The organism is Shewanella sp. SM68 (genome assembly GCF_025653925.1).
GTDB lineage: Bacteria > Pseudomonadota > Gammaproteobacteria > Enterobacterales > Shewanellaceae > Shewanella > Shewanella oncorhynchi.
On sequence record NZ_JAKKRU010000001.1, the window covers coordinates 582,189 to 603,088 of the forward strand.

A 20,900-nucleotide genomic window follows, 5' to 3' on the forward strand; every position below is an offset into this window, starting at 1 on the left:
GTTGAAGGCTGCGTGGCCAGTATCTTGAATCTAGTCTCTTGTAGCTAGTCTCTTATGATGGACCTTACCTGCCACTAAAGCCAAAAGCCGCTATCTTTAGATAACGGCTTTTTAAGGCTTAGGCTTAAATCAACTCACTCTACAATCAATCGGCTTTAACCGTAGAGTAGCGTGCTAACCAATGGGCGTAGGAAGCGGGTAATACCCAAGATGGGCGCGCAATTTTCAAGGTTTGCGCCGCTTGATATGGCCAATGTGGATTCGCTAAAAACGCTTTACCTATCATCACTAAATCCATTTGTTCATCTTCAATGGCCGCATTGGCTTGATGTGGATCATCCATACCCCAAGAAGTCGCAACGGGGAACCCCACTTCTTGACGAACCCGCGCTGCAATAGGCGCCAAAAATGCAGGACTCCAGGGAATATTTGCCGTTGGGGTCGAGAAGCAAATGCTGACGTTTAACATATCGAGCCCCGCTTGCTTAAATTGCTTCACCAAGGTTATCGATTCCGTCAGTGTTTCTTCATCTTTATGGTCGAATTCAATCACGCCAAATCGCGCCGTTAAGGGTAAATGCGATGGCCAAACATCTCTTACCGCGGCAATGGTTTCTAACAAAAAGCGCCCCCGCCCTTCGGCACTGCCACCATATTGGTCGGTGCGTTGATTGGCATAGGTTGAAAAGAAGCTTTGGGCTAAATAACCGTGGGCGAAATGCAGTTCTAACCATTCAAATCCTGCGGCTAAAGCACGCTTTGCTGCCGCCACAAAGTCGGCTTTAACCCGCTCAATGTCCTCAATCGTCATAGCGGTAGGCACTTTAGGTAAGTTTGCCCCAAAGGCAACGGCTGATGGTGCAATCGGTTGCCAACCTCGCGCGTCATCATCGGCAATATGGTCATCCCCTTCCCACGGAATATTCGCGCTCGCTTTACGGCCCGCATGACCAATTTGAATCCCCGCCACTGCGCCGGCATTTTTAATCGCGCTGGCCACCTTAGCTAGGCCTTGGGCTTGCTCGTCATTCCATAGTCCGAGGCATTTTGGGGTAATACGTCCTTCAGGAGAAACCGCAGTGGCTTCAACCACAACAAGACCCGCTCCGCCACGGGCAAGGCTAGTGTAATGCACCTGATGCCAGTCGTTGATGAGTCCATCTGTGGCTTGGTATTGGCACATGGGTGCAACGGCAATACGGTTTTTGAGGGTGATGTCTTTAAGTTTGAAGGATGAAAATAGATCGGCCATGGTGTTTCCTGTGTCTATTAAGATCAAAAGGTATTTGAATACTGAATGACGACAGACTAGCCTTATCGTGCCATAATTAAAAGCACATACAGATTATATATTTGATAAATTTTACTTATGATAAATCCACAGTGGTTACACACCTTTAGCGTTCTAGTCGAGAAAGGGAATTTCACCCGCACCGCCGAAGCTATAGGTATCACCCAAGCGGCTGTGAGCCAGCATATCAGTCGCTTAGAAGAAACCTACGGCACACTGTTTTTACGCCGCACCCGCCAGCTTGAAATCACTCCCATAGGGGAAAACCTGCTGACCTACGTTAAAGAAGTTGAATGCGCGCAGAAACGCCTACAACAGAAACTTATCCATGATGACGCCAATGCCGGTGATATTAGCCTTATCACTCCAGGTAGCATTGGTTTAACGCTTTTTCCATTATTAATCGAATTACAACAAGCCTTTCCGGCGTTAAGCATTCGCCACCGTTTTGCCCCTGACAGTGAGATAGTGGCCTCAGTGTTGGCCAATGAACATGAAATCGGCATGGTAACCTTAAAACCTTCCGATCCTCGTATTCACAGCACACATTTTACCGAAGAGCCGCTTGAACTTGTGGTACCTGCGAGCCATAAACAACATGAATGGGCTGATTTACAACGGCTAGGGTTTATCTCCCATCCCGATGGTGAGGCCATGGCGACTCGGCTGCTTAGCCGTAAATATCCAGCTCACCCCGGCATTCAAGAGATCCCTTGCAAGGGATTTACCAACCAAATCAGCCTCATTCTCGAACCTGTCGCAAAAGGGCTAGGATTTACGGTTATACCGCAATACGCCCGCAAAGCCTTTGAACGACAAGAAGATATCTATGTTGTGGAATGTGGCAGCCAAGTTGTAGACACCATTTGGCTTATCCACCGCGCGGAATGGCCCTTGTCACGCAGAGCCCAAAAAGCGATCACATTTTTAAAGGAGAAAATATAAAACCCCATTTAAAAATGGGGTTCGGCACACAAGTTGCCGCACAGGAATAGTCAGCGTTAGCAACGGATACATAAGACTCAGAGGCTATTGATTGATATCCAATTCATTATGGATCAATACCACACACTGGGAAGCAAACAGCATCTTAGGCCCTAGGCTGATCTTTTGCGCGCCGAGTCGTTTCAAGGTATTAAAACTTTTCTTCGGCATAGGAATATGATCGGTCAGTAAAAAGCACGGATTACCCACAAATTCTTGCTCACGGATTGATGTACCCTTCTTATCCATCATAAACAATTGATAATCCACCGCGAGGTCCTGTACCAGCTTTTCAAAACTGATGGTACTGACACTGATGCCCTCGTCAACAACACGGGTTTGCTCCTTCGTCATGCCCCGAGAAATATCTAAGGCTTTGGCAATTTTAGTGAGCAAAGCTTGCTCGTGAAAACCACCAATATGGCAAATATTTCGAGTATCGAAGCAGATAGTGCGGGAAAAATCATGGGTACTTTCTAGCACCAAATAAACGACAACATCGTTTCGATGGGACTGAGCCACAAAGATAGTGTTCATCAGGGTATGAGCTAAAATCTCGGTATGCGCCTCTTGGCCGACAGAAGCCAAAAACAACTGACTGTCAGTAGGTGCTGATCTTGCTCGTAAAACAAACGCGCGCATAGGTAAATGTCCTACTCAATAATGTCTTAAATGCTAAATGGCGGATACATATAATTTGTGAAATTGACGATTTCGCCTTGAAAATTTTTGCCTTTTGCTGTGCCAAAGCCAGCCTAATCACTCGAACTTGAGCCTTAGTCGCAAGCAGCGTTAATCATATGGGCAGCGAAAAGGTATAAAAAACAAAACCCGTATAGCAATGCTAACACGGGGTTTTGTTTTACTTAACTGCTGGTTATTTTAATGATTAAAACAAACTAACAAAAAGCATCTAATTTGGTCGGTATGAGAGGATTCGAGCCTCCACTCCCTGATACTCTATAACAGTGAACCGCTTAATCATAACCTGCTAAATTTAAACATAAATAATGTAATTTTGCACGTTTTAATTACCTCAACAATTTATGTACACTTACACGCAAATGCGATATCAAGACTACAAGTACAACAAATTGAGCGTATTCAAACAAAATAACATCCCATTAGTTGTAATCAATATCGGATAACAACCAAAGGGATCTAGGGAATACCTACAATCCCTGCATTTTCCCGATTCAGCAATGTGCTCTGACGCGGTGGCCATACGTGCAGGAATCACTCAGCATGTCACCTTTCCTATAGATAATTCCAACATCAGGACAAATTAAGGGGCTCTAAACTTGCCTTAACAGGCCAAGACAGAACGAATATTGTTCCTCCATGGCCCAATGGCTGGCAGACCACATGGCCGCCGTGAGCTTCAACAATTGTTTTAACCACTGCGAGACCGAGCCCACTGCCGCCACTTTTTCGAGAGCGAGACGGATCTACTCGGCGAAATGCTTCGAATACGTAGCTTGCTGCCTCATCAGGGATACCAGGGCCTTCATCTTCGACGCAGAGATAACAGCTTGCCCCCGAGCGGTAAAATCGTACAGTCAAAGTGCCAAGATCAGCATGCTGGCGTGCATTTTGAACTCGGTCAAAGTCAGATCCAGTGCCTGCTACTGACCGTTACAGATTACGCTAGCCTCGTGACTGTCTAAGTCGATTTGGAACGGGCCGACGCGCAACATTTGGGTATTTATGGGCGTGTTAGTGCGATCGCGTCGCAGTACCGCCGGCACCCTAGCCACCACCTCGGCCTATCGGCAAAAACACTATCCTCATCGTCGAGTTCGCCCGCCAATTGCATGCCGAGGGCCATACGCTGATAGATGCTGCAATGACCGCTGCACGCTTGCGTCTGCGTCCAATACTGATGACCTCATTGGCATTTACTCTCGGAGTGGTGCCCTTAATACTTGCGAGCGGTGCCAGCGCCGAAACTCAGCATGCAATCGGTACTGGCGTATTCGGTGGCATGCTCAGTGGTACCTTGCTGGCAATATTCTTCGTACCGGCGTTTTTTGTCTTTGTCATCGGCACACAAGAGCGCTTGAGTGCCTGGCTTGCGCGGCATAATACTGCCAAATAGCCTCACCCGCTTTGATGCTCTCTAGGAAAGAGAGCCAACACAATCCTATTGAGCATTAAAGCTGATCAATATATGTGTAATAATTTTAAACGCGGAAATGTAGGTTCAGTGATAGGAATCGTTACTGCGTATCCGGCTTAAGGTTCAGACGTTCAAATCTGTAATTGGTTCTCTAAGAAGTGGTGCGATGCTGGACTCGCCTACAGTGTATTATTCGATTCATGGAAAGAGTAAGTACATTTCGCCAATATTCCCGCGCTATCTAAAAAGATGAAGCCATCGAAAAGTGAGCAAAATCCATCGAATCTAATGCTGCCGACAAATAAAAAAGAGAGGCTACATTAGCCTCTCAAAAATAGCAGGGGAGCACTTTAACTCAAGCAATAATTTTATTGCTAATATTTACGATGAATAAAACTTGAGATGTTGTGAGAGACAATAACGAGTCTCTCACTGATTTAGCATTACTTTGTATTTAGAGCATGTTTGGCAGCATTTGTCCCTGCGATTTTACCGAAAATCACAGTATCAGCGACAGCGTTACCACCCAGTCGATTATACCCATGAACACCACCAGTCACCTCTCCCGCCGCAAATAAACCTTTGAGCGGTTGGCTTTGTATATCGAGTACTTCAGCTTTAGTGTCAATGGCAACTCCCCCCATAGTATGATGGATGCCAGGAGCAACTTTTACGGCATAATAAGGAGATTTTTCTATTGATAGCGGCATCTGCTCACGGTTAAATGCCTCATCTTTACCCTGTTTGAAATAATGGTTGTAGTTTGTGATAGTTTTGTCTAAAACACTTTGGGTCATTCCTGTTATTTTTGCAAGCTCTGCAACAGTATTGGCCTTTTCAAGCATTTCTAAATGATCATACCCCTGAACCATTTTAGCTTTTTTATATAATTCATTATCAAATACTAGCCAAGCATATTGTTCAGGTTGTTTTAGAATGGCATCGGAGGCTTTATCTCGAGTCGTTAATTCATTGATAAAGCGATTGCCTTCTTTATTAACCATTATGGCCCCGACACCTCGAACCGTTTCTGAAATTAATATACGGCTATCTTTTCCTACTGTTGGATGTGTCTGGATCCAATCAATATCAGTCATACTTGCACCGACTGCTTTAGCAAGTTCAATACCATCCCCAGTTGAAGTGATATTATTTGAACTTATCATGCCTTTAAATGTAGGGCGATAAAAAGCAATCATTTCTTTGTTAAACCCATAACCACCTGTGGCTAAAACAACCGACTTAGCTGCAACCATATAGTGACCAGAGTGTTTACCGTGGATGACAACACCCACAATTTTTTGTTCATCATCAACAACCAATTTAACAACTTTGGAGTTGAGTCTTGTATCAACCCCTTCTTTATCCGATGCTTTTCTTAGTACATCAATAATATGTGGACCAACACTTAAACCACCAGATGGACGATGTGTTCTATCGACTCTAGCGCCGCCAGAGCGTTTTAAATCATCCATATTGGCGCCCAAAGATTCTAACCATTTAATGCCATCAGCCGATTGCTCCGCTAATATTTGTACCAATTTAGGGTCGTTAGCATATCGACCGCCTTTCATTGTATCTTCGACATACCATTCGATTTTATCATCGACTTTATGATCTTTTTGCTGAACTGTACCCACAGCATTATACCCGCCAGCGGCGAGCATAGAGTTACCACCACTAAATGGTGCTTTATCAAGCAATATAACGTTAGCCCCCGCCTTTTTAGCTGCAATCGCAGCATTAAATCCAGCACTACCAGCTCCAACAACAATCACATCCGTTGTTTCTTTAGGACCTGCAGCTATCGCTTTATTTATTGCTTCATTATCCCAACCTTTGTCCCACGGTTCTTTAGATTTGGCTTTACTAAAAGGCATGTCGAGCCCTTTAAATGAATGACATTCATTACAATATAACTTTGGTTGTTCATGTCCTTTATGACAAGACGTACAATTAATATCACCTAAGTGTGAAGAATGTGGGTCAATTTCTAGTTTGGGATTTGCTAGTTTTCCATAATCACCATGGCAGGATTTACATTGTTTATTTTCAAATGTCTCGCTATCGCTCACTTTATTGGGTGCTGTATGGCAGGTTTTACAACCATTAACATCTTTATGGAATGATGCTAAATCATTTTTATTATCAGCAGCCCATGATGACGCCGTTAAAATCGAACAGACAATAATACTCAAGTATTTTATCCTCATGCAATTCTCCAGTTTTTATTTTGGTAAGATTTGGCGTGATGATAGTTTCTTAATTTTTTTAAATAGTGACATTGAGCAATAAATTGAAATTATTAAATATAACTTAACACACTTTAAGTTATGCTTAACTCGATATTTTTGTTGATTAGATGTGATCTAAAACGGAGATGTGTTTGCTTAAATCTCTAATATGGCATTGCTTTTACATTCTAAAAAGGTGATGTCGATGAAAAACACTAAATATATTGGTTTTAGTTTAATTTTAATTTGTTCAACTCCAGCTTTATCTGAGCCACTAGATTTTTATGGAAGACTGTGGCTTGGTGTGGCCAACTCAAGTAATGGTCTTTCTGGTAACGAAAAAGTTGATGGATTTTCCCTTGAAAATTATGCATCATATTTAGGCGTTAAAGGTGAGTATAGTGTATATGATAATTTTAGCTTGTTATATAAATTTGAAGCAGGGATAGAAAGCTTTGATAACGATGATTCTAATATTTTCAAACCGAGAAACTCATACTTAGGTTTTAAAACTAACTATGGTTCAGCTGTTTTCGGAAGAAATGATACCGTTTTTAAAAGTGCTGAAGGTAAAGTGGATTTATTTAATATTACCTCAAGCGATATGAATATGATCATTGCAGGTAACGATAGATTAGGCGATTCGGTAACATTAAATAGCGCTAAGGTCGCAGGTGTTACTATGGGTATTAGTTATGTTTTTGAAAAGGATTTTAATCAAAAAAATCCAGAACTTTCTGATAAACAAAACAATTATGCAATTAGTTTTTCCCTAGGCGATGCTGCATTTAAAAAGAATAGTCACTATATTTCAATAGCCTATGCTGATGGATTGAACCAGTTAGAGGCAACAAGACTGGTGGGTGGTGTTGCTATTTCATCCGTAAAATTGGGGGCTATGTACCAGCGCTCTGAGTCAAGTATTTATGATAATATTAAAGGTAACTCCTACCTGTTAAGTATGGTTGTTCCTATTAATAAATATGATATAAAATTTCAATATTTAAAAGATGATGCTGGGCTGGGTAAAGTGACAAAAAATGCCGGAGCAGATCTAAAAACACTAAGAGAGAGTGATGCAAGTCAATATTCAGTAGGCGTTGATTTTAAGGCTCAAAAGGATTTGACTTTTGGGGTAGGTATTTCCTATTTTGATGGTGACTATACTGACGTCAAAGGACATACTGAGTTTGATGACACTCTCATTTTTGTATCTACAAGATATCTATTTTAACCTCTATAGATAAAGCGGCTAAATAGCCGCTTTATAAAAATCAGATATTTATCATGTTAATTATTTATCGTTTTAAACTATTATACTGTTAGTATAACTGATTTCCCCCTCGCGGAGCATTTGATGCGGATAACATTAAGACAATTGATGATCTTTAAAGCCATACATTCTGAGAGGCAGATCTCAAAAGCGGCAAAAGTACTTCATATGTCAACGCCTGCTGTAAGTATGGCACTTAAAGAATTAGAAAGTTCTTTAGGCTGCAGATTATTTGAGCGAGTGGCGGGAGGTTTGGTTGTAAATGCGCATGGAGAAATAATATTACCTTATGCTAATGAAATGCTATCCAAGGGAAAAGAGTTAGAAAATATATTTTCATTCCCTGAACATGGCATTAAGGGGACGTTAACCATTGGGAGCAGTAAGACTGCTGGTAACTATGTATTATCTAAAAAAATTCCATTATTTAAGAACCAATATCCCGATGTAAAAATAAAACTAGTCATTGATAATAGTTTAGTTATTGAAAAAATGGTTTCAGAAAAAGAACTAGACTTAGGCTTTATTGATGCTAAACCCGCGAGTAAAAATCTCATTTGTGAGCATTGGTTACAAGATAATCTTTGCATTGTGAGTGGCGTAACTCATCCTGCTGCAAATGGTTTAAATACAAAATCTTGGCTTAGTGAACAATTGTGGATATTCGACCATGAATCATCGTTCTCTCGAATTCGTGCAATTCAGTTATTAAAAAGCTTAAATATCCACGTTCGTGATGAAATCTGCATGTCAACCATTGGCTCTATTAAAAGGGCAATTGGAACAGGTATAGGTTTGAGTGTATTACCCCTATTAGCGATTGACGCTGAATTAGCAAGAAAAGACCTTATTTTATTACCTGTGGATGGGTGGGATTATAAACGAACTTATTGGTCAATTCAGCGTGAAGGAGAAGAATTATCTGCATTAAGCATGAGTTTCCTAGCCTTTAGTAAGCTACTGTAAAATAATGTATACCAGCTATTCTTACTAGGTGAATTTAATTGATATCATCAGATCTTGGAATAGGATTTTTTTTAGTCTTTTTACTATGTGGTTTATTTTATACACACACATCCTCTATTACACTTTTTAAGCAATTTTATCGTATTTTTCCACTGATGCTAATGTGCTACACCTTACCTGCCATCTTTAGCTCGCTAAATATTATTGATGCAAGTCATAGTCAACTTAGCGAAATGGCAAAAACACACTTAATGCCCGGTTGTTTATTTTTGCTGATTTTAGGTACCGATTTCTTTGCTCTCAGTTTAGTGGGAAAAAAACTTCTCGGTATGTACGTGCTAGGTGCTGTGAGCATCTGTATTGGCGGTCCATTAAGCCTATGGTTAGGCTCTATATTTTTTCCGAACGAACTCGTCTGGCAGGGAGATAATGCTGCCTGGAAAGGCATGTCAACACTGATGGCAAACTGGCTTGGCGGAACCGCCAATCAATTGGCTGTAAAAGAAATCCACAGTGTCGGTGATGCCGTATTTGCGGTAATGATGGCTATTAATATTCTTTTTTCCGGTATATGGATGGTTATATTACTTTTCATTGCAGAACGCCAAGATAAAATCGATGATTTCCTGAAAGCTGATAAAAGCTATAGACCGATATTTTGCACTGACATCAAACGTAAAGTGATAGGAAAACAAACAAGCTATTATTGGATTCTGATATTGAGCTTGACTTTTTTCATTGTAATTCTCTTTAGTGAAAAATTATCATCCTTCCTTGCAACAAGAATCGCTAATAGTTTCCCACACTTATTTAAATACAATCTTACTTCTGATTTTTTTGGTCAGTATTAATTGCAACTTTTTTAGGATTATTCTTTTCATTAACAAATGCAAGACATGTGTTAGTCAAGGAAACTCAGCAAATAGCTCTTTTTTTAATCTATATCATGATAATGTTGATGGGGTTGAACTTTGATATTAGCGCATTGCGCGCCGCGCCCTATTATGTTTGTATCGCTCTTATTTGGTTCTCTATACACATTATTATCTTATTTATTTTTACTGTATTTTTTCGATTACCTATCATGTACTTCGCGATCGCGAGTCAGTGTAATATTGGTGGTGCGGCTTCTGCACCAGTTATCGCCAGCGCTTTTCACCCAAGGCTGGCTTCCGCTGCTTTATTGATGGCAGTTTGGGGTTATACTTGGGCTTCTTTGTTGGCGTGGTATTTTGGTTTTTTAATGCAGTTTATTCAACCATAAGACGGGAACAAAAAGTGTGTCCAACTAATTTTTTGCTCCCAATAAATGCCACTCCTGAATCTTCAAAGCATTACCCAAAGCTTTCAGAAAATTTCTATTTAACTATACAACTTATCCATTCCCCCCCCAATCAATCAAACCTCGGGGTGATTCAACACTGGGATAAAGTCGCAGCTACGCGCAACCTGCCCATATTTGTTATGTTTTTCATGATTCAAACTGGGACACTTTACCATTACATATACCTAAGTCTTTTGGCATGCTTAAAAAGAACTTTAAAATCGCATAAAAATAAAAAAGCCCGCAACTGATTAAGATTGCAGGCTTTTTTGTTTATGAATTTGGTCGGTATGAGAGGATTCGAACCTCCGACCCCTGACACCCCATGACAGTGCGCTACCGGGCTGCGCTACATACCGAATTTTTAAGTATATTGCATACCTGTGCTGACTTAGCTAAATATAGTTTAGCGATAATCTTTACGGCTTTTGCTTAATTACTTATCACCTAAGATACTGTTTATGGGGTTTATCTTAAGCGAGCCAGAACTGTAGCAATTGCCTCGCAACTGCGCAAGGGCTTCATTACATCTCTTTGATCAACTGCTTAGTTTATGTTCTGAATGACACAATTTTCGTCGATAATGATTGCTCGATACTGATTACGACCATACTCAAACAAGATTTAGCTGCAGAACAGACATAATGACACCTGTTTACTAAATCATCATTCAATGCGAGTGCATATGGGCGAGTCGGTACTCATCCATGCGCTCGAGTAGATACGGGAAAAAGGGATTCCATTTCTGTCGTAACATTTCAGACGCTGACACGCTATACAAGCCGCGCTCTCCGCGCGAAGCTGAGGCTCCGATTTGGATCCTATGTAAATCAGGCTGGATCACGGCGCCATAAAGCCCATCATCTATGCCAAAAGGTAGCGCAACATGGGATAAAGAATACACGCCTGCAGGCCAATATAAATCTAATATCCGCACGTTTTCACTGACCTGAGTGAGCACTTTACCCTGTGTGTCTATATCCTGTGTATCTAAATTTTGTTCATCTAAACCCAGTTCATCTAAACCAAAGTATCGCGCCTGAACCTGCGTGGTTTCATTACTGATATTTTCCACCACAGTGCCGCGATAATGTAACTCAGGGTTATTAATGTTCGCCAACAAGCCCGCAAGCGGATCATTGGACACCATCTTGGCATTTACATCGAGTCGGTTCATATCAAACAGCACTAGCTCATGACCTTTTTCAGGCAACGTTTGATACAGATTATTCACCACCGCCGCAGTTGAAACCGTTGCGTCCACCACTGACTGAAAGGTGAGTATCGACGGAACTTGCACCCGTTGCTTCGGCGTTAATCCTGCCAATAAACCTTGGTTACGCAGGGCTAATTGATAAACTACATCGCCCGCATTAACCGCAAAAGAGGTGTATTTAAAGGGATCGTACTCTACTTGAATACTGTTCCATTGCAGTTTATCCAGCTCCAACAATCGTCCTATCCAACTCTGCCAGCGTGCAGCCGCCGCAGATGGCGCTAGCCCTATCGCGGGAGAGATAAAAATCATTCCATCATAATCAGGGGTTTTATTATGGCTTATACGTTCTAACTCATGGTTCAGCGCGACGGCGGCACCCGTCGAAAAAGCCACCACAAATAATGGTTTATCTTTCAGAGTTTGCCGCATATGCGCTGTGGCTAAATTCACCGCTGCGGCCAGATCTTGCCAATAAAGCTCAGTCAATCCACTTGGAATCGTGCCATGTCCTGGCAGTCTTAAACCGAGCACATGGGCTTTACCTTTAAAGTGCACTGCCACATTGGATAGAGCATAGGGCGAATCCGACATACCGTGGAGCAGTAATACTCCAAATTCGGCATTAGCCACAGGCCATTCATAACTGCGATTCCAGTTTTGTGGCCAATGGGCAGGATCAGATAAGCTATTTTTGACATAGCGGTTCACTGGAGAAAATTCATTGGCGGGAATCTTTTTGACAACTTTACGCTCAACTTCGGCGAATAAGCGGTCTTCTAGCGCTAAGTACTCATTAAAATTGGCAAGTTTGGTATTGTAATGGAACTCATTTTTTAGCTCGACCGTATGCCAAAGTGACAGCTCAGGGCGCGCATTAAGAAAATAGATCCCTGTCGCGAGTAACGCCACCACTATGCCAGTACTTGCATACACTGCAGCTAAAAATAGGTGTTTTGTCGAACCTATGATGATAGCCTTCATCGCTGTTCCTACATGAAGATAAAATGTGCAACTAGATTATACGGGTAGATAAAAACATCCTTCAAACGTTTTACCGCGATAAAAACCACTTAAGCAGTACAATTTAATCACTCCAATTTAGTCACTTCAATTTAGTCACCCCAATTTACTCATCTCGCAATTTTATTAGCCGCATAGGCCTTAATCGGGTTAGGATCGAAAATAGTCTTATTCCAACGAAACTTATACGCTCTCGATGATAATTGGTAATCCACACGCTAGGTTCGCTTACTATCTTCCTACAGCGCCGCTGGTACCTGAGAGCTGGCATTACACTCAGCCAGATGCTGTCGCGACTCTTATAGCTCTCAATGGCAATCATTGGCGTAAGATCTTCACTATTATGGCAAAAGTCAGCGCGGTTGGAGAAGATTGGCGCAGCTATCGTGACCAAGTGTTACTCAAGCAAAATGAACTGCTCTGCATAGGCGGCACTGAATTGATGGCAAACGCTAAGATTCATCTCATTGCGGGGCAAGTGGCCGCAAATGCTTTAGGGCTCACCATGTCCGTGAACGATTCCGGTGCGCAGCATTTAACTGCCCAAAATAAATCCATAACCGTACTTAAGCTGCCATCTTCGCTAGGACAGCATTGTTTACTCACGCCCTATTTGGATTATCGCCAATACCCAAACCAACTGATCGCCCTGACACGCCAACACTTAGCAACGCCAGAGCCCCACCACAGTGAATAATCCCATTATGATTGTGGTAACGGCTGTCACCACAGCATTAGTCACCAAATAACAAAGGCATAAAAAAGCACTCGTGAACAGAGTTCAAACGAGTGCATATTCAAGGACGATTCAGGGTTAGTCGTAAATAGTTGGAATAGGCTGACGTTTATGCTGCGTCGCCTTATAAATACCAATTAACTTGTCTTCAACCGCCTTGCCAACGTCTTTTCCCTCAAGGAAATCATCGATTTGCGCATAGGTTAGGCCAAGCGCGACTTCATCTTCGAGTAACGGTTTATTATCTTCTAAATCCGCGGTCGGCGCTTTATAGACTAACGATTCTGGCGCGCCAAGATACGCGGCGAGTTGGCGAACTTGGCGTTTGTTAAGACCAAATAATGGCGCTAAATCGCAGGCACCATCGCCCCATTTAGTGTAAAAACCTGTGATATTTTCGGCGCTGTGATCTGTCCCCACCACAAGCCCGCCTACGAGTCCGGCGAGTTCATACTGGGCGATCATCCGCATACGGGCTTTAACGTTACCCTTCACAAAATCCACTTTCGCCACATCGGGCAAAGGCAATCCGGCTTCGGCTAACGCGGCAACGGTAGCGCTGTGCACGCCATCAACGCCTTGATGCACATTCACAGTGACCAACTTAGAGGGCTGAATAAACTGACAGGCTAATTGCGCCTCATGCTCATCTTTTTGGATCTGATAAGGTAACCGCACAGCGATAAACTGGTAACCGCCTTGGCTATTTTCTTTATTTAAACTGTCCACCGCTAACTGACACAAACGCCCAGCGGTAGAAGAATCCACCCCACCGCTGATCCCTAATACCAATGCCTTGCTGCGTGCTTCTTTTAGTTTGGTTTTAATAAACGCGACACGACGTTGCACTTCGAACTCTGGCTCTATGGCCGTGAGTACCTTCATTTCTCTTAAGATTTGCGCTTTCACCGAAAATTCCACCTTAAATCATCGCTGTATTTGGACTACCTGAACCCGACTAACGTTAACATTTATTCGCAACTGCCTGTAGTTAAAATTAATGCTTAGTTAATTGATTATTGATAAACGCCATAAAAATAAGGGCAACAACGGTTTGCCGTTATTGCCCTAGCGTAAATCAGTCAGCTTAATCCCAATACAGCTACCGACTTATCTTTCCCAGTAGGATTCTTCTAAGCTGTCTTCGCGCTCAGGTAAACCGCGGGATAAACGCGGGCTATGCTGAGCTAAGACTTCATAGGCGACGCGGTTAGCGTACTTACACACTTGAGAAAACGAGGAATAACATAGGCCATCACGCTTATGTTTACTTGAGCCTGGCACGTTAGTCTTGTGGAAAGTATTGGCCGCCAGATCGTGCAATAACGCCGATAACGCGCCATCGCCAGCGCCATTGGTGTTACCGATTTTTTCTGGGCCGCCCATATAAGGTGAAATGTGGGCAAACACTTTGATTGGTGTTTCACAGTCACTTTTAAGCTTTGGACGGGAAAATTCATAACGATTAAATTCAGGGATCGCGCCCGGCAACAAGGTGTGCGTCGTTTCGCGTTTTTCAGAATCTTCAGTATAACCCGCAGTATAAAGCCCGATAGGCCCCGCCGTGGTTAATACCATGTCGCACCATTCCAAGGCTTTTTCACTGGCAAGCAGAGGATCCCTTGAACCCGTTAAGGCTTCACCTTCGTCTTCATTCATCGCCAAAATGGTGACATGTTCTTTGATGAAGTTTTGCCACCATTGCGGGTCTTCTTCAATCAAGAAACGCGTGCCTAAGGTTAATACCACGGGAACTTCGGCGGCTTTTGCATATTCGATAGCGCACATGGCCGCATCGGTAATACGGTCGCCATCACTGGCGCGCATCAAATACGCGGTCAACACTAAGGCTGAACTGCCCTGCACCACGTCTTTATCGATAAATTCAGGTGTGAGTTTATCCATAGCGCCTTTGCTGATCGCAAATGTTCGCTCGCCGCACTCAGAAATCAGGGTAAAACAGCGACCGATAGGACCATCTACAGGTTGTAGAAAGTTAAGGTCGACTTTAGAAGAGGTATTACATAAATAGCGGTAGGCATAACTGCCCACTTCGATATTCTGACTCATTACCCCAAACAGCACTGAACGGTCATCGGCCAGAATAGAATAATTGTGCACTGTGTTGCCAATCGTGCCACCAGCAAATTCATCGCTAATCAAACCATGAATTTTTAACTCAGTGTAGAGTCTGTGGGCCTGTTCATCATTGATCAAGGTAGAATTGCCTTTGGGCAAGCCATAACGGCTCAGCAATTCGTCTTCCACTTTCGCTTCGATATCCACTAAGGTTTGATCAATACCGCTGATATAGGTCGCAAACGGCTGAGGCTGTTGAGTCAGCTGTTCAAGCAGCGGATCTCGGGTTTTAACCGGAAAATAATGTTTAGATTTACGCTGACCGGGAAACTTCATAGTGGCTCTCTTTTCCTGGCATCCATGCTAATTGGCGTCTGCCGAGGCGGTCAAGCCAAGCAGCATCCTAAAAATATTGAGTCTAGGCTAGCGAGACAAAAAAACCACCCCTTAGCCGGAAGGGCGCAGATTCTATCACAAAATCAGTTCGAAGCCAGTGCTCCAATACCCAAACAACCTGAAGATGCAGGATTCAGCGGGAATTTAACGCACTTTAGGCAAGGCGGCTATTTGCAGACCTAGTGGGCTAAGTTAAAAATAGTCAACACAGTATAAAGTGCGTTAAAAAACGCCGGGACGGAGCGCCTAGGGCACTTCACTTCCGTGTTGCATCAATTCAAAAGGTGGCCGACATTCTGTCATTGATGCGCCTTGAATTGAATCACCCTAGGCGCTCTGAAACTCGTATCTTCAGGTGGCTTGGGTATGGGCCCAAGATACCGCTTGTTCTTGGATTAATTGCCGTAATAATTCAATGTGTAACTCATCGTCGTTCAAACAAGGGATAAACCGATAGTCGCTGCCACCCGCATGCAAAAAGGTTTCCTTAGCGCCAATGGAGATTTCTTCTAAGGTTTCGAGGCAATCGGTCGCAAACGCAGGGCAAATCACATCGACACTTTTGATCCCTTGCGCAGGTAACTCGGCCAGTAATTTATCGGCGTAGGGCGTTAACCATTCTTCGCGGCCAAAGCGCGATTGGAAGCACACTTGCCATTGCGACTCGCTCAGCTCAAGTTTTTGCGCCAACAGTTTAGCCGTGACAAAACACTGCTCGCGGTAAGGGTCGCCCTCTTTCACATAACGCAGTGGAATACCGTGAAATGACAAGAGCAACTTGTCGGCCTGCCCATGGGTTTTCCAGTGGCGCGTCACACTGTGTGCCAGCGCAGCAATATAAGCGCTATGGTCAAAATAGTCTTTATTAAAGCGAACCTGCGGCATGTCACGCACAGTTTTAAGATAACGGGCAACGGCATCGAACACACTTGCCACCGTCGAGCAGGAATATTGGGGATACAAAGGCAGCACAATAATACGCTCTGCTCCTTGATCTTTCAGGCGTTCAAATCCCGCATCGATGGAGGGATTGCCGTAACTCATACCCAGTTCAACCGGAATGGTCTGGTTAAAGGTTGCACTTAAGTCCACCGCCAACTTTTGTGCTTGGCGTGCACTTATCACCATCAAGGGCGAGCCTTCCTGCGTCCACACGCTTTGGTAGAGTTTGGCGACTTTCGCCGGACGGGTGTTGAGAATAATGCCGTTCAGCAGCGGTTGCCAAATCCACGGCGATAAATCGACGACACGGGGATCACTTAAAAACTGCCTTAAAAAGCGTTTAACGGCCTTAGGACTAGGTTGATCAGGCGTGCCGAGGTTAACCAATAACACACCAAAAGCAGGGGAAGGATTCAACGTTAGGCTCATGGTTAATGAAGTTCACTTGGAGGCTAACATTGCGATACCCATAAAAAAAGCCTGCATCGGCAGGCTTTTTCTTAATATGAGAACTTGTTCTCGTAAATTAACCTTTATTCGGTTATTTCAACACTCTAGCTAACTGCTCACTCACGGCCGCAACCGATTGAGTACCGTCAAACTTGTTGTATTGAGTTTGGCCAGCGGCAGCCACTTTACCGTAGTATTCAACGAGCGGCTTAGTTTGCTCGTGATAAATCGCGAGGCGTTTACGCACTGTGCTTTCTTCGTCATCTGGACGAATAGCTAAATCTTCGCCCGTCACGTCGTCTTTACCTTCCACTTTAGGTGGATTGAAAACCACATGGTAAACACGGCCAGAACCTGGGTGAACACGGCGACCGCTCATGCGCTTAACGATTTCTTCGTCTGGCACGTCGATTTCAATCACGTGATCAATGCTAATACCGTTTGCCGCCATCGCATCCGCCTGTGGGATAGTACGTGGGAAACCGTCTAACAAGAAACCTTTAACACAGTCTTCCTGTGCGATACGCTCTTTAACCAGACCGATGATCAGATCATCAGAAACCAGTTGACCAGCATCCATCACTTTTTTCGCTTCCAAACCCAGTGGAGTACCAGCTTTTACCGCGGCACGTAACATATCACCAGTGGAAATTTGTGGGATACCATACTGTTCCATAATGAACTGGGCCTGGGTACCTTTACCGGCACCTGGGGCGCCCAATAGGATAATGCGCATCTCAAGAGTCCTCTTTTCGCATTGATATTCTTCTTAGGGCGGCGATCTTCGCACATCTGGCCGCCATTGAGAAGGGTTTTAGCTTCGACTTTAGCCTCAGAAACCGCAAATAAACTGCGGTTACTAAGCGATTTTTTTCATTAATAGAGCAAAGTATAGAGCTTACGGCGGTATTGATTGGCTATGGGATTACCTTGGCCAAGTGCCGTTAATACTTCCATAAACACTTGTTTTACTGTGCCATTTTCAGCACCTAAATCTTTACTTAGCACACCGAATAACAGTTCTAATGCTTCATCATCGCGGTGGGCAGCATGCAATGCCTTACTCAGCTCGAGTAATAACACTAAATCTGTTGGATTTTGCTCAAACTTTTGCTGCAAATCGCGAATTTCAGGGGTATCCGCCGCATCTAAGGCAAGTGCGAGCTTAGCTTTTAAACTCTGGTAGTAACCATCTTGGTCAGCAAGCCCTACCTTCTCAAGCATGGCTTGTGCTAACACTAATTCGCCCTGCATCAGATACACATCGGCAAGCACTAGACTCACCTCACCCGCTTGATTTGACCCTGTATGTGCTTCTTTAAGCAACACAGCTGCAGTAGCAAGATCTTCTGCACTTACTTGACTCAAGGCGAGCAATGCTTTGGCCTGTACTAACTGTAACTGCCACATAGGCGGCAAATGTTTATCCAGCATAGCCGTGACTTGCGCCGCATCTTGCAGGCCAGCAAAACCATCGACAGGCTGACCTTTATCTAATACTAACGTGGTCGGTAGACTTTGAATGCGAAAGTAATTGGCAATTTCTAATTCGGCTTCACAGTCAACTTTTGCGAGCACGAATCGACCCGCATTTTGCGCGGCAATTTTCTCTAAGGTGTGCAGCATAGCCACACTTTGTTCCTGCGGCTGAGCCCAAAATGCTAACACCACGATCTGTTGCATCGAGGCGTCAACCACTTGCTGAATATTGTCTTTAGTCAGACTGAGGATATTGTCCATAGTATTCCCTTAACATTTAAGGCCTCTATCATGGGAGGCCTTATTCTTTTAAAACTAAGCGTTAGAACCAAGTCTTAAAATCGAGTCTTACCGCTAACGGATTGAGTGACAGGCTAGGCGCAAACCACTCTTCCTGCACTAGAAACAATATCGGGGCCGTTCAAAGAAGGGCCCCGATAGTCATTTACTTCATGTTAGCCAGTAACATTTGGTTCATCAGCTTGATAAAGGCCGATGGGTCCGCAAGGCTACCTTTTTCAGATAATTGCGCCTGTTGCAGCAGCAGATTTGACCAATCCGCGAAGGCGGCTTCATCTTGAAGATCATTTAAGCGCGATACTAATGGGTGCGCTGGGTTGATCTCAAATGTCGGCTTCACTTCTGGCACAGGTTGACCCGCAGCTTGCATCAGCTTGATCATCTGAGTCGACATTTCGCCTTCACCCGCCACCACACAGGCTGGGGTGTCAGTTAAGCGTGACGTGACTTTCACATCCGCAACGGTTGAGCCTAATGCCGCTTTAATGCGTTCAACTAAAGCTACCGATTCTTGCTCAAGCTTTTCTTGCGCTTCTTTTTCAGATGCATCTTCCAGCTCGCCAAGTTCTAAATCACCACGGGTCACTGAGTGCAATTGTTTCTCTTTGTACTCAGTTAAGTGGTTGATTAGCCACTCGTCGATACGCTCTGACATCAGTAAGACTTCAATGCCTTTCTTACGTAGCAACTCTAAATGTGGGCTGTTAGCTGCGGCTTCATGGCTGTCGGCAACAATGTAATAAATCTTAGTTTGGCCTTCTTTCATGCGGCTGATGTAGTCATCAAGTGACACAGTCGGCGCCGCACTGCCCGTGTGGGTCGAGGCAAAACGCAATAAGCCAGCAATACGCTCACGGTTAGCGAAATCTTCCGCAGGCCCTTCTTTCAGCACTTGACCAAATTCAGCCCAGAACTGTTGATATTTTTCCGCATCGTCTTTCGCCAGTTTTTCCAGCATGCCAAGCACACGTTTGGTGATACCAGTACGCATCGCTTTGGTCACGTGGTTATCCTGCAGAATTTCGCGGGATACGTTCAGCGGCAGATCGTTTGAGTCAATTAAGCCCTGCACGAAGCGCAGATAAGATGGCATAAATTGCTCAGCGTCATCCATGATGAACACACGTTGCACAAACAGTTTTAGGCCGTGTTTACGGTCGCGATTCCACATATCCCAAGGCGCTTTTGCAGGAATATACAATAGGTTAGTGTATTCTTGCTTACCTTCTACCCGATTATGACTCCACAGTAGTGCATCGGTATAATCGTGGGAAATGTGTTTGTAAAACTCTTGATACTCTTCATCACTGATGTCAGCTTTATTGCGCATCCACAAAGCCGTGGCTTTGTTCATGACTTTCCATTGACCTTCGGTCGCAGGAATTTTTTCGCCATCAGGACCATCACGCTCTGGCGAGCCTTCTTGCCACATTTCGACTGGCACAGAGATATGATCTGAGTATTTAGTGATGATCGAACGCAGGCGCCAATCATCGGCAAATTCTTTTTCTTCGTCACGCAGGTGCAGCGTAATTTCAGTACCACGGCTCGCCTTAGTGATGGTATCAACGGTGAAGTTACCCTCGCCTTCTGATTCCCACAATACGGCTTCATCGGCCTTATGACCGGCAGCACGGGTGCGAACGGTGACTTTTTTCGCCACGATAAAAGCCGAATAGAAACCGACACCGAACTGACCGATTAGCTGGGAATCCTTTGAGGATTCGCCCGATAGATTCTTAAAGAAATCAGCGGTGCCTGATTTTGCGATTGTGCCTAAATGCTCAATCACGCCGTCGCGGGTCATACCCACGCCGTTGTCTTCGATGGTCACAGTGCCTTTTTCTTTATCGGCACTGATACGGACTCGCAGTTCACCGTCGCCTTCATAGAGTGCGTCATTGGTCAACGCCAGATAACGCAGCTTGTCCGCCGCATCCGCAGCGTTGGAGACCAGTTCACGCAAGAAAATTTCTTTGTTGGAATACAAAGAATGGATCATCAAATGCAACAGCTGTTTGACTTCTGTTTGAAAACCATGAGTTTCTTGTTGTGACATGAAATTTTCCTTTATTTGTTACGCAATTT

17 protein-coding genes, 1 tRNA gene and 1 pseudogene are annotated in these 20,900 nt (G+C 43.9%); 7 read left to right on the forward strand and 12 right to left on the reverse strand.

Features of this window, described 5'->3' with window-relative positions:
- Window positions 1-145: 145 nt before the first annotated feature.
- The gene (locus tag L5M40_RS02470; protein ID WP_168825364.1) at window positions 146-1,252 is read right to left on the reverse strand and encodes an NADH:flavin oxidoreductase/NADH oxidase; all 1,107 of its coding nucleotides are present in this window, start codon (window positions 1,250-1,252) and stop codon (window positions 146-148) included.
- A gap of 117 nt (window positions 1,253-1,369) precedes the next feature.
- Between L5M40_RS02470 and L5M40_RS02475 the strand changes: the two genes are divergently transcribed.
- Window positions 1,370-2,236: a LysR family transcriptional regulator gene (locus L5M40_RS02475; protein ID WP_263177239.1), complete on the forward strand. Its 867-nt coding sequence runs from the start codon at window positions 1,370-1,372 to the stop codon at window positions 2,234-2,236.
- Between the two features lie 84 nt (window positions 2,237-2,320).
- Here the strand turns inward: L5M40_RS02475 and trmY are convergent, their stop codons facing one another.
- A complete protein-coding gene (trmY, locus tag L5M40_RS02480) occupies window positions 2,321-2,917 on the reverse strand; it encodes a tRNA (pseudouridine(54)-N(1))-methyltransferase TrmY (RefSeq protein WP_028759682.1) in 597 nt (198 codons plus the stop codon).
- 633 nt (window positions 2,918-3,550) lie between these two features.
- Window positions 3,551-3,862: pseudogene (locus L5M40_RS02485) on the reverse strand (sensor histidine kinase); the annotation flags it as partial.
- 196 nt (window positions 3,863-4,058) lie between these two features.
- Between L5M40_RS02485 and L5M40_RS02490 the strand changes: the two are divergent.
- On the forward strand, window positions 4,059-4,373 hold the full coding sequence (locus L5M40_RS02490) for an efflux RND transporter permease subunit (RefSeq protein ID WP_411569014.1): 315 nt from the start codon (window positions 4,059-4,061) through the stop codon (window positions 4,371-4,373).
- A gap of 464 nt (window positions 4,374-4,837) precedes the next feature.
- Here the strand turns inward: L5M40_RS02490 and L5M40_RS02495 are convergent, their stop codons facing one another.
- Window positions 4,838-6,607 carry a flavocytochrome c gene (locus L5M40_RS02495; RefSeq protein ID WP_263177242.1) on the reverse strand — a complete coding sequence of 590 codons (1,770 nt, stop codon included), beginning with the start codon at window positions 6,605-6,607 and terminating at the stop codon, window positions 4,838-4,840.
- Between the two features lie 226 nt (window positions 6,608-6,833).
- On the opposite strand from L5M40_RS02495, the gene L5M40_RS02500 reads away from it, so the two are divergent.
- The 4 genes from L5M40_RS02500 to L5M40_RS02515 all read left to right on the forward strand — a co-directional run bounded on the left by L5M40_RS02500 (window position 6,834) and on the right by L5M40_RS02515 (window position 10,131).
- Complete coding sequence (locus L5M40_RS02500; protein ID WP_028759679.1) at window positions 6,834-7,862, forward strand: porin; 1,029 nt, start codon at window positions 6,834-6,836, stop codon at window positions 7,860-7,862.
- Between the two features lie 123 nt (window positions 7,863-7,985).
- Window positions 7,986-8,867 carry a LysR family transcriptional regulator gene (locus L5M40_RS02505; RefSeq protein ID WP_028759678.1) on the forward strand — a complete coding sequence of 294 codons (882 nt, stop codon included), beginning with the start codon at window positions 7,986-7,988 and terminating at the stop codon, window positions 8,865-8,867.
- A 38-nt stretch (window positions 8,868-8,905) separates the two neighbouring features.
- Window positions 8,906-9,718 carry a DUF819 family protein gene (locus L5M40_RS02510; protein ID WP_263256215.1) on the forward strand — a complete coding sequence of 271 codons (813 nt, stop codon included), beginning with the start codon at window positions 8,906-8,908 and terminating at the stop codon, window positions 9,716-9,718.
- Window positions 9,718-10,131, forward strand: a complete 414-nt coding sequence (locus L5M40_RS02515; RefSeq protein WP_317629661.1) for a DUF819 family protein — start codon at window positions 9,718-9,720, stop codon at window positions 10,129-10,131. The genes L5M40_RS02510 and L5M40_RS02515 overlap by 1 nt, the downstream gene beginning before the upstream one ends.
- Window positions 10,132-10,473: 342 nt before the next feature.
- Here L5M40_RS02515 and L5M40_RS02520 read toward each other — a convergent pair.
- A tRNA-Pro gene (locus tag L5M40_RS02520) sits at window positions 10,474-10,550 on the reverse strand.
- 311 nt (window positions 10,551-10,861) lie between these two features.
- Window positions 10,862-12,391 carry an alpha/beta hydrolase gene (locus tag L5M40_RS02525; protein ID WP_263176562.1) on the reverse strand — a complete coding sequence of 510 codons (1,530 nt, stop codon included), beginning with the start codon at window positions 12,389-12,391 and terminating at the stop codon, window positions 10,862-10,864.
- A gap of 235 nt (window positions 12,392-12,626) precedes the next feature.
- On the opposite strand from L5M40_RS02525, the gene L5M40_RS02530 reads away from it, so the two are divergent.
- Window positions 12,627-13,127 (forward strand): DUF6942 family protein, encoded by a 501-nt coding sequence (locus L5M40_RS02530; RefSeq protein ID WP_263176564.1) that lies wholly within the window; start codon window positions 12,627-12,629, stop codon window positions 13,125-13,127.
- Window positions 13,128-13,244: 117 nt separating this feature from the next.
- On the opposite strand, the gene nadE is transcribed toward L5M40_RS02530, so the two are convergent.
- From nadE to htpG, 6 genes are all read right to left on the reverse strand, one after another.
- Complete coding sequence (nadE, locus tag L5M40_RS02535) at window positions 13,245-14,075, reverse strand: ammonia-dependent NAD(+) synthetase (protein ID WP_028759659.1); 831 nt, start codon at window positions 14,073-14,075, stop codon at window positions 13,245-13,247.
- A gap of 201 nt (window positions 14,076-14,276) precedes the next feature.
- Entirely contained in the window at window positions 14,277-15,581 is a 1,305-nt protein-coding gene (locus L5M40_RS02540) for an inosine/guanosine kinase (protein WP_028759658.1), read from the reverse strand.
- A gap of 411 nt (window positions 15,582-15,992) precedes the next feature.
- Entirely contained in the window at window positions 15,993-17,012 is a 1,020-nt protein-coding gene (hemH, locus tag L5M40_RS02545) for a ferrochelatase (RefSeq protein ID WP_263176567.1), read from the reverse strand.
- Between the two features lie 112 nt (window positions 17,013-17,124).
- Window positions 17,125-17,769 carry an adenylate kinase gene (gene adk, locus L5M40_RS02550; RefSeq protein WP_028759655.1) on the reverse strand — a complete coding sequence of 215 codons (645 nt, stop codon included), beginning with the start codon at window positions 17,767-17,769 and terminating at the stop codon, window positions 17,125-17,127.
- Window positions 17,770-17,909: 140 nt separating this feature from the next.
- Window positions 17,910-18,773: a tetratricopeptide repeat protein gene (locus L5M40_RS02555; protein WP_263176569.1), complete on the reverse strand. Its 864-nt coding sequence runs from the start codon at window positions 18,771-18,773 to the stop codon at window positions 17,910-17,912.
- A gap of 184 nt (window positions 18,774-18,957) precedes the next feature.
- The gene (gene htpG / locus L5M40_RS02560) at window positions 18,958-20,871 is read right to left on the reverse strand and encodes a molecular chaperone HtpG (RefSeq protein WP_028759653.1); all 1,914 of its coding nucleotides are present in this window, start codon (window positions 20,869-20,871) and stop codon (window positions 18,958-18,960) included.
- Window positions 20,872-20,900: the final 29 nt, after the last annotated feature.

Coding starts and splice junctions, on each gene's coding strand:
- L5M40_RS02470 (WP_168825364.1), bottom strand. CDS start 1,252: ATGGCCGATCTATTTTCATCCTTCAAACTTAAAGACATCACCCTCAAA.
- L5M40_RS02475 (WP_263177239.1), top strand. CDS start 1,370: ATGATAAATCCACAGTGGTTACACACCTTTAGCGTTCTAGTCGAGAAA.
- trmY (WP_028759682.1), bottom strand. CDS start 2,917: ATGCGCGCGTTTGTTTTACGAGCAAGATCAGCACCTACTGACAGTCAG.
- L5M40_RS02495 (WP_263177242.1), bottom strand. CDS start 6,607: ATGAGGATAAAATACTTGAGTATTATTGTCTGTTCGATTTTAACGGCG.
- L5M40_RS02500 (WP_028759679.1), top strand. CDS start 6,834: ATGAAAAACACTAAATATATTGGTTTTAGTTTAATTTTAATTTGTTCA.
- L5M40_RS02505 (WP_028759678.1), top strand. CDS start 7,986: ATGCGGATAACATTAAGACAATTGATGATCTTTAAAGCCATACATTCT.
- L5M40_RS02525 (WP_263176562.1), bottom strand. CDS start 12,391: ATGAAGGCTATCATCATAGGTTCGACAAAACACCTATTTTTAGCTGCA.
- L5M40_RS02530 (WP_263176564.1), top strand. CDS start 12,627: ATGATAATTGGTAATCCACACGCTAGGTTCGCTTACTATCTTCCTACA.
- L5M40_RS02540 (WP_028759658.1), bottom strand. CDS start 15,581: ATGAAGTTTCCCGGTCAGCGTAAATCTAAACATTATTTTCCGGTTAAA.
- hemH (WP_263176567.1), bottom strand. CDS start 17,012: ATGAGCCTAACGTTGAATCCTTCCCCTGCTTTTGGTGTGTTATTGGTT.
- adk (WP_028759655.1), bottom strand. CDS start 17,769: ATGCGCATTATCCTATTGGGCGCCCCAGGTGCCGGTAAAGGTACCCAG.
- L5M40_RS02555 (WP_263176569.1), bottom strand. CDS start 18,773: ATGGACAATATCCTCAGTCTGACTAAAGACAATATTCAGCAAGTGGTT.
- htpG (WP_028759653.1), bottom strand. CDS start 20,871: ATGTCACAACAAGAAACTCATGGTTTTCAAACAGAAGTCAAACAGCTG.